The following is a 7354-nucleotide window of genomic DNA, read 5'->3' on the forward strand; positions in this document are numbered from 1 at the left end:
AATTTACCTATGATAAAAGAAAAAGAACAGGATAGCCGTCATCAGAATACTGTCTGTACCAACGAAAGTAATCCTGAATACAAATGGTATCATCACCTGAAATACCTTGCTGCCGGAATTATTTTCGGAATTATCTTCGTAAAAGCCGAAGTGATCAGCTGGTTCAGGATACAGGAAATGTTCCGTCTGCAGTCATTCCATATGTACGGGATCATTGGCAGTGCAGTGTTGACAGGGATGATCTCAGTAGGGCTGATTAAAAAATTTAAAATTAAAACGATCTATGGGGAACCCATTACAATAACTCCTAAAAAGTTCAGTAAAGGGCAGATCTACGGCGGGCTGATTTTTGGTTTTGGATGGGCCGTCACGGGTGCCTGTCCGGGGCCGCTTTTTGCCCAGATCGGAACGGGCGCACTGGCTGTAAGCGTTACATTACTGAGTGCCATTGCCGGAACGTGGGTATATGGATATTTCAGAGATAAGCTGCCCCATTAGTGATGATGTTTGATAAAAGAAAGACTGCCGATAATCTCCGACAGTCTTTTTGATGTATAAAATTATGAATAAATGAAGTTTTTTGCTCCTAAAGACATGTAAAGATTAATCCGTTCCATTTTGTCCTGAAGTTCCAGATTGATGAGGTTCATTTCATTTTTAAGAAGATCCCGCTGCTTTCGGATCAGTATAAAATTATTATTGGTTCCCACTTTAATCTGCTTTCGGGTGAGGTCAATATTATTTTTCAGTTCATCAATGGCTTTGCGGGTATAACTCATCTGCTTTTCAACAGACTGTAAATTGGCTAATGATGATTCCACTTCATTTAAAGCATTCAGGACGGCTTTTGAATACTCTTCAACAACCTGTTTCTGCTGAGAATTCTTTATTTCCAGGTTTTTTTTCAGTTTTCCGCTGTTGAACAGAGGAGAAACAAGACTTCCGCCTACCCGGAGCAATGGATTGGAAAATATAGAGTTAATAGCTTCTATGTTGCTGCCTGCTGTCCCAAGAGAAGAACTTATCGTAAGCGATGGAAGCCTGGCAGCTTTAGCCTGCTGTACTTCATAAAAAGCTTTTTCTATCTGAAAATGATAAGCCTGTATATCTGATCTGTTTTCTAAAAGCTCTAAAGGAAAAGATTCCGGAACATTATTTTTTACGGGGGCAAAAGAATTCTGAGTAGCCAGTTTTCCTTCGGGATATCTTCCGGTGAGCAGTTCAAGAGACCTTCTGGACTGGGCATTCGCATTTCTGATCTTTTCAAGGTATCCCTCCAGAGAAATAATTTCCGCAGAAATATTGGACAGATCCAGGGCATTGGCTGTACCTACTTTTTTCTGAATCATATACAGTTTTTCCAGTTCCTTTGTCTGCTGAATATAACTTTCTATCTTATTCTCCTGGATGTTTCCTGCAATATTCAGGTAATAGGCTTTAGCGATCATAGCAGCAATAGACTGATGTAGTAGGGTATTCTGATATTTTGCAGAAAAATAATCACTTATGCCGGCCATTTGAGCCGATTTGTTCTTTCCCCAGAGGTCTATTTCCCAGCTGGCTTTTAAACCAAGACGCCGGATCTGGCTTTCACTCACCAGGTTATTGGAAGTATTGGCAACAGCACTTACACTAGGATACAGATTGCTTCCCGCAATTTCCATGGCCAGTTCAACTTGGGCAAGCTTTTCCCGTGCAATAATAAGATCTGCATTGTACCGCATTCCTTCACTGATCAGAGCTTCCAGCTGGGGTGTTTTAAGATCCGTGATCCATCCATATGACAGCGATCTGAAATTCGCTTCTCTGTCAAAAATCCAGTCATCGGGAATGGTCACATGGGCTGCGGTTTCACTGCTTTCCTTAAGCTGGCTTATATTTTCTTTGGTTGGCTCTTTGTAGCCTATGCAGGAGGCTAAACTTACTAAAAGAATTCCGGATATAATTAACTTTTTAAGCATATTAATGAAGTTTTGGGATCAGGAAGTTAATTTTACTGTTCACACGAACCATAACTTTTCTGATGAGGTGTAAAGGCCTGATATGATCGGAATAGATTACTGCGGTTCCTCTGGCTCCCACGGTAAGCTGTTTCTGACCGTCCTCCAGAACAAATTTCGCAATCAGTTTTCCATCAGTTTCCGGTAATTGTCTCGCCGTATCGGGAAGTCCTGCCGTAGATCCGTTTCCTCCGAGCATTCCTCCGGCATTGTTCATGATCCCCTGGCTTGTTGCATCAATTACATATTCAAGTCTGGCTTTAACCACTTTACCCGGTTCTGTTTTAAGAGCTAATTCCACTTCATCTCCTTTTTTTACCGTTTCAAGCTCGTTCTGGGCAAAAAATCCAATGACAGACTGCTGTTTCTGAATCAAAACAAAAGCAGATTTAAAAGGAGCCATAATTGCTCCCTCATTCAGCTGAACGTTAGGAATAATTCCGTTTGTAGGAGCTAAAACAACCGTTTGGGAAAGGTTCCATTTAGCCTGATCCAGCTTGGCCTGAATCTCAGATACCGATGAATTTTCACCGTTATAAGACGCATTGGATTTTGTTTCCAAAGACTGCTGCTGTGATTGGGCAGCACTGATGCGGGACTGAAGGTCACGTACATTGGTGATGGCCTGCTCCAGATCAAATTTATTAGCCGCCCCTGCCTGTACCAGCTCCTGATACTGTACCACTCTTTTATTAGCGAGCTCCAGCTGAGACTGCAGCCCTGCGATATTTTTCCTGGACGCGGAAATATCTGTTTTGTAGGAGTTTACTGTTGCTTTCATGTTGCTGAGTTTAGCTTCCAGAGATTTGATTTCCTGTACGTAAGGCTCCCTGTCAAGCATAAATAAAGTATCTCCTTTCTTTACTTCCTGGTTGGTGGCTACATACACTTTTTTTACTTTCCCCAGCACCTGAGTGGTAATATCTACACTCCGGTTTCCCACTTTTACATCGGAGGTGATGGGGCAGAAATAATTAAGGCTTAATATTAAAGCGATAGAACCAAAAATTGGGAGTGAATAAACAACTACCTGGGTAGTAAATGTCCAGGGAATAAGTTTTAATTTTTTAATAAGCAGCCAGCAGATTCCGGCATATAGGGCGATGAGTAATTCCAGCATAGATGTTAATTTTCTGTGATTTCTAATTTTTCTTCTTCTTCGGTAATATCATTGTTTTTTTCCGGGATAGTCTGATTTCCGTATTCATAGTTAGCCCAGATTAAGGCGGCGGGCCACAGTAAACCTCCGAAAATCAGCGAAAGAAGACACATGCTTTTGATCGCTTTTAATTGTGGGTGATTCTTTTTCTCGGCTACTTTTTCCGGATAAATATGGGCTTTCCAGAAAAGATAAATGCCTGCAATAGGTAAAAGCAGTAAAATGAGCCATGAAGCGGCATCTGCTATATGATCTTCCATATGACCTGTTGATGCATAAACAAAATTGCATGAGAATAACAGGCAGAGAAGTAAGGATATTCTTTGCATAAATAAAGGTATAAGGTAATAATGAAATTGAATTGTAAAACAAGGCGTTGCAGCCAATCTGCGAATGAATATCCGGCTGGCTGCTCTAAATCTTAGAAAGACTAAAGATTATTCAATAATATTTTGTTTTTAAGTGATGTTTTTCTCATTTTGCTTTTAACTGTTTGGATCATAGTATTTTGAGTAAGCAAAATTAGACTGAATAAACCGGGAAAAAGTATTCCCAAGTTATTTTTTTCTTTCGTTTCTTTTTTTATGGATCCGTGCCGTCATACGTGAAAGAGAGTTGGGAGTAATTCCGAGAAAATTGGCAATATATTTCCTGTTGGCATTCTGGGAAGTAAAAGGACGCGATTCCAGAAATTCTTCATAGCGCAAATGCGGAGAGGTAGAGCAAAACTGTTCTGTACGCACTTTTAAGATACTGATAATTTGTTTGAGCGATTTCAGATACATATTGTAAATTCCTCTGTGCCGGAATGCAGCTTCTTCAAACTCATCTCTGTTAAACAGAAATATCTGGGTTTCAATAACTGCTTCTATCGTATATTTTCTCTCGGTTTCATCCGAATATGACTCTGGACTTTCCATAACAACAGCCTCTTTCTCTGAGGGTAAGAATAGGTTGTTTTCAATCCCGTTTTCATCATCAAAGAAAAACCTTAACAATCCATTGGAAAGTATAAACAACTGATCAAAAGCTTTGCCTGGCTCGGCCAGTTTTTCTCTCTTTCGGAGAAGTCGGGGGGTACTGATACCTGCCAGGACACTGATTTCTTCATCAGATAATTCCTGAAAAAAGATAATATTCCTGAAGATTTTAAAAGTATCCATTGCAAGAGTAAAGATAAATAAAAATAATATGAAATTTAGCCGGATAGTACAGGTTTCATTGAAGTTTTTTAAGATATTTGTGAGGAATTATATAATTCTGAGATACCATGAGCAATAACCGAAGAAGCTTTATCAAAAAACTGGGGATCGCAACAGCTGCACTTGCGGTAAACCCTTTGGATTTAATGGCAGGTGAATTACCTGAAAATAATAAACTTGTAAACAAGCCGATTGTCTTATCCACCTGGAATTTCGGACTGAAAGCGAATGAAGAAGCCTGGACGATCCTCGGAAAAGGAGGAAAAGCACTGGATGCCGTTGAAAAAGGAGTTCGTCTTGTAGAGCTGGATCCGAAAGAAAGAAGTGTGGGTTACGGTGGCCGCCCCGACAGGGATGGAAAAGTAACACTGGATGCCTGTATTATGGATGAAAATTATAATATTGGCTCAGTAGCTGCTTTGGAACACATCAAAAATCCGATTTCTGTTGCAAGAGCCGTGATGGAAAAAACCCCGCATGTCATGCTGGTAGGTGACGGTGCCTTACAGTTTGCATTATCCCAGGGCTTTAAAAAAGAAAATCTTCTCACTCCCGAATCGGAAAAAGAGTGGAAAGAATGGCTTAAAACAAGTCAGTACAAGCCGGTTGCCAATATTGAAAATCATGATACCATAGGGATGATTGCTCTGGATGCTCAGGGAAATCTTTCCGGAGCCTGTACCACCAGCGGAATGGCTTTCAAAATGCACGGAAGGGTAGGAGACTCCCCGATCATAGGAGCCGGATTGTTTGTAGATAATGAAGTGGGTGCAGCCACAGCTACCGGTCATGGAGAAGAAGTGATCAGAACAGTTGGAACCCACCTTGTTGTAGAGCTGATGAGGCAGGGCAGAAATCCTCAGCAGGCCTGCAAAGAAGCCGTAGAAAGAATTGTAAAGATCACCCAAAGAAGGAATAAGAATCTTAAAGATATTCAGGTCGGCTTTATAGCTCTGAATAAAAAAGGAGAATACGGATCTTACTGCATTCAGGACGGATTTAATTTTGCGGTTTATGATGAGAAAGGAAACCGCCTTGAAAAACCGGAATTCGCCTTGAAATAATATTCAGTAAATAATCTGCCGGAGTAAACCGGTATTACAATAAGATATTCAATAAATAACAACGGGATTTACCTGTTTTTTTCAAAAAAATAAACCATTTCTAATGGCTTCAGCCAGAATTTAAAGATTAAGAACTTATGAAAAGAACGATCATTGCGTGTTTGCTTGTGATAGTAGCCTGCAAAGAAGAGAAGAAAGAACTGATTTCGAAAACAGGAACAGAGCCACAGGTAAAAGAAAATACAGTTTCGGAAAATACCAAAGATGACTCTCCGGAAGCACAGAAGTGGCTGAAAGAAAATATAAAAGCCTATTTTAAAACAGATCTTGGCAGTATGGATAAAGCCATGCAGAAAATGACAACCAAAGATTATTATGAGTATAAAACGGATGCGATGAATATAGATATGGATGTTGACGGAAGCCTTACGGAAAAAGAGTTTCAGGATAAATGGAAATCTAAATTTGATACAGAGAAAGCAGGAGCAGGCTCAGGATTTCTGATTTCCGGACAGGATTGGATGAATGTGGGAGTGGAAAGCTGTGAACTGGAATCCTCTTCAAAAGATTCCTACCTGTTCAGCGTTGTTCTGAATGATGATGGTTTGAAAGCTAAATATCAGCGTAAAATAAAGGTGATAAAAGAAGACGGCAAATTCCTCATTGCGGACGTTCTTGAAGATAACTCAAATTAATCCTGAAACAAAATGTCAAAAATAGAAATAGCATGTTTTAATCCGGAATCAGCGATCATTGCTTTTGAAAACGGAGCGGACAGGATAGAATTATGTGACGGATTAAGTGAAGGCGGAACAACTCCTGATTTTGAGACAGCCAAAGAACTCAGGGCAAAGATCAGTATTCCTGTTTTTGTGATGATCCGTCCGAGAGGAGGTGATTTTACCTATTCAGAAGCTGAATTTGAACAGATGAAAACAGATTTGCAGCAACTGAAATCTTTGGATGTAGACGGGTTTGTATTCGGCATTCTCGATGGAAATGATGAAGTGAATATAGAACAGAATAAGACGTTGGTCGATTTGGCGCAGCCTCTTCCCTGTACTTTTCACCGTGCTTTCGACAGGGCGAAAAATCTGGAAGAATCTCTTGAAAAAGTAATAAGCTGCGGTTTTAAAACTATTCTTACCTCAGGACAGCAACCCAACGTCTCGGAAGGAAAAGAGAATCTGAAAAAACTGGTTGAACTTTCCGGTGGAAGAATTGAAATCCTTGTCGGTGGTGGGCTTCGCTCCACTAATATTGAAGAAATCAGAGATTTTACAAAAGCCGGTTATTTCCATTCTTCAGCTATTACAGATGGAGGTTCTGTCGCCAATCCTGATGAAGTTATGGCATTGAAAAATAAATAGCTATAAGTTGGAATAAAGTAAACAGATGTAAGCTTTGCGTTTCAGAAAAACAGAAAAATAAACACAAAGTTTTATGCAAAATTCTGTTGATTTTAACGAGCAAAGAAATATGACTTTGTCGCTGATGAAGCTAAGGGTTAAAACGTCCGCTTCGTCGAATCAACGGAGTTGATTCTGCCCTTTGCCTACTTAAAATATGTAGCAGAAAGATGTAAGCTTTGCGTTTCATAAAAACAGAAAAATAAACACAAAGTTTTATGCAAAATTCTGTTGATTTTAACGAGCAAAGAAGTATGACTTTGTCGCTGATGAAGCTGATGGTTAAAACGTCCGCTTCGTCGAATCAACGGAGTTGATTCTGCCCTTTGCCTACTTAAAATATGTAGCAGAAAGATGTAAGCTTTGCGTTTCATAAAAACAGAAAAATAAACGCAAAGTTTTATGCAAAATTCTGTTGATTTTAACGAGCAAAGAAGTATGACTTTGTCGCTGATGAAGCTGATGGTTAAAACGTCCGCTTCGTCGAATCAACGGAGTTGATTCTGCCCTTTGCCTACTT

Annotated in this window: 8 protein-coding genes; 4 read left to right on the top strand and 4 right to left on the bottom strand. The window is 39.9% G+C overall.

All coding sequences use genetic code 11. From position 1 onward, the window contains the following. Window positions 1-9: 9 nt before the first annotated feature. Entirely contained in the window at window positions 10-498 is a 489-nt protein-coding gene (locus AC106S_RS11420) for a DUF6691 family protein (RefSeq protein ID WP_482439196.1), read from the top strand. A gap of 62 nt (window positions 499-560) precedes the next feature. Here the strand turns inward: AC106S_RS11420 and AC106S_RS11425 are convergent, their stop codons facing one another. The 4 genes from AC106S_RS11425 to AC106S_RS11440 form a co-directional block, all read right to left on the bottom strand. Continuing rightward, the gene (locus AC106S_RS11425) at window positions 561-1961 is read right to left on the bottom strand and encodes a TolC family protein (protein ID WP_482439197.1); all 1401 of its coding nucleotides are present in this window, start codon (window positions 1959-1961) and stop codon (window positions 561-563) included. Between the two features lies 1 nt (window position 1962). Beyond that, window positions 1963-3120, bottom strand: coding sequence for an HlyD family secretion protein (locus AC106S_RS11430; protein ID WP_482439198.1), 1158 nt, complete (start codon window positions 3118-3120; stop codon window positions 1963-1965). Between the two features lie 5 nt (window positions 3121-3125). Further along, the gene (locus tag AC106S_RS11435) at window positions 3126-3419 is read right to left on the bottom strand and encodes a DUF3302 domain-containing protein (protein ID WP_482439199.1); all 294 of its coding nucleotides are present in this window, start codon (window positions 3417-3419) and stop codon (window positions 3126-3128) included. A gap of 297 nt (window positions 3420-3716) precedes the next feature. Then, entirely contained in the window at window positions 3717-4322 is a 606-nt protein-coding gene (locus tag AC106S_RS11440) for a Crp/Fnr family transcriptional regulator (RefSeq protein ID WP_482439200.1), read from the bottom strand. Window positions 4323-4429: 107 nt separating this feature from the next. On the opposite strand from AC106S_RS11440, the gene AC106S_RS11445 reads away from it, so the two are divergent. The 3 genes from AC106S_RS11445 to AC106S_RS11455 all read left to right on the top strand — a co-directional run bounded on the left by AC106S_RS11445 (window position 4430) and on the right by AC106S_RS11455 (window position 6795). Continuing rightward, window positions 4430-5425 (top strand): isoaspartyl peptidase/L-asparaginase family protein, encoded by a 996-nt coding sequence (locus tag AC106S_RS11445; RefSeq protein ID WP_482439201.1) that lies wholly within the window; start codon window positions 4430-4432, stop codon window positions 5423-5425. A gap of 137 nt (window positions 5426-5562) precedes the next feature. Continuing rightward, window positions 5563-6120 carry a hypothetical protein gene (locus AC106S_RS11450; RefSeq protein WP_482439202.1) on the top strand — a complete coding sequence of 186 codons (558 nt, stop codon included), beginning with the start codon at window positions 5563-5565 and terminating at the stop codon, window positions 6118-6120. 12 nt (window positions 6121-6132) lie between these two features. Then, on the top strand, window positions 6133-6795 hold the full coding sequence (locus tag AC106S_RS11455; protein WP_482439203.1) for a copper homeostasis protein CutC: 663 nt from the start codon (window positions 6133-6135) through the stop codon (window positions 6793-6795). The last annotated feature ends 559 nt before the right edge of the window (window positions 6796-7354 follow it).

Source organism: Chryseobacterium sp. FR054 (assembly GCF_056844565.1).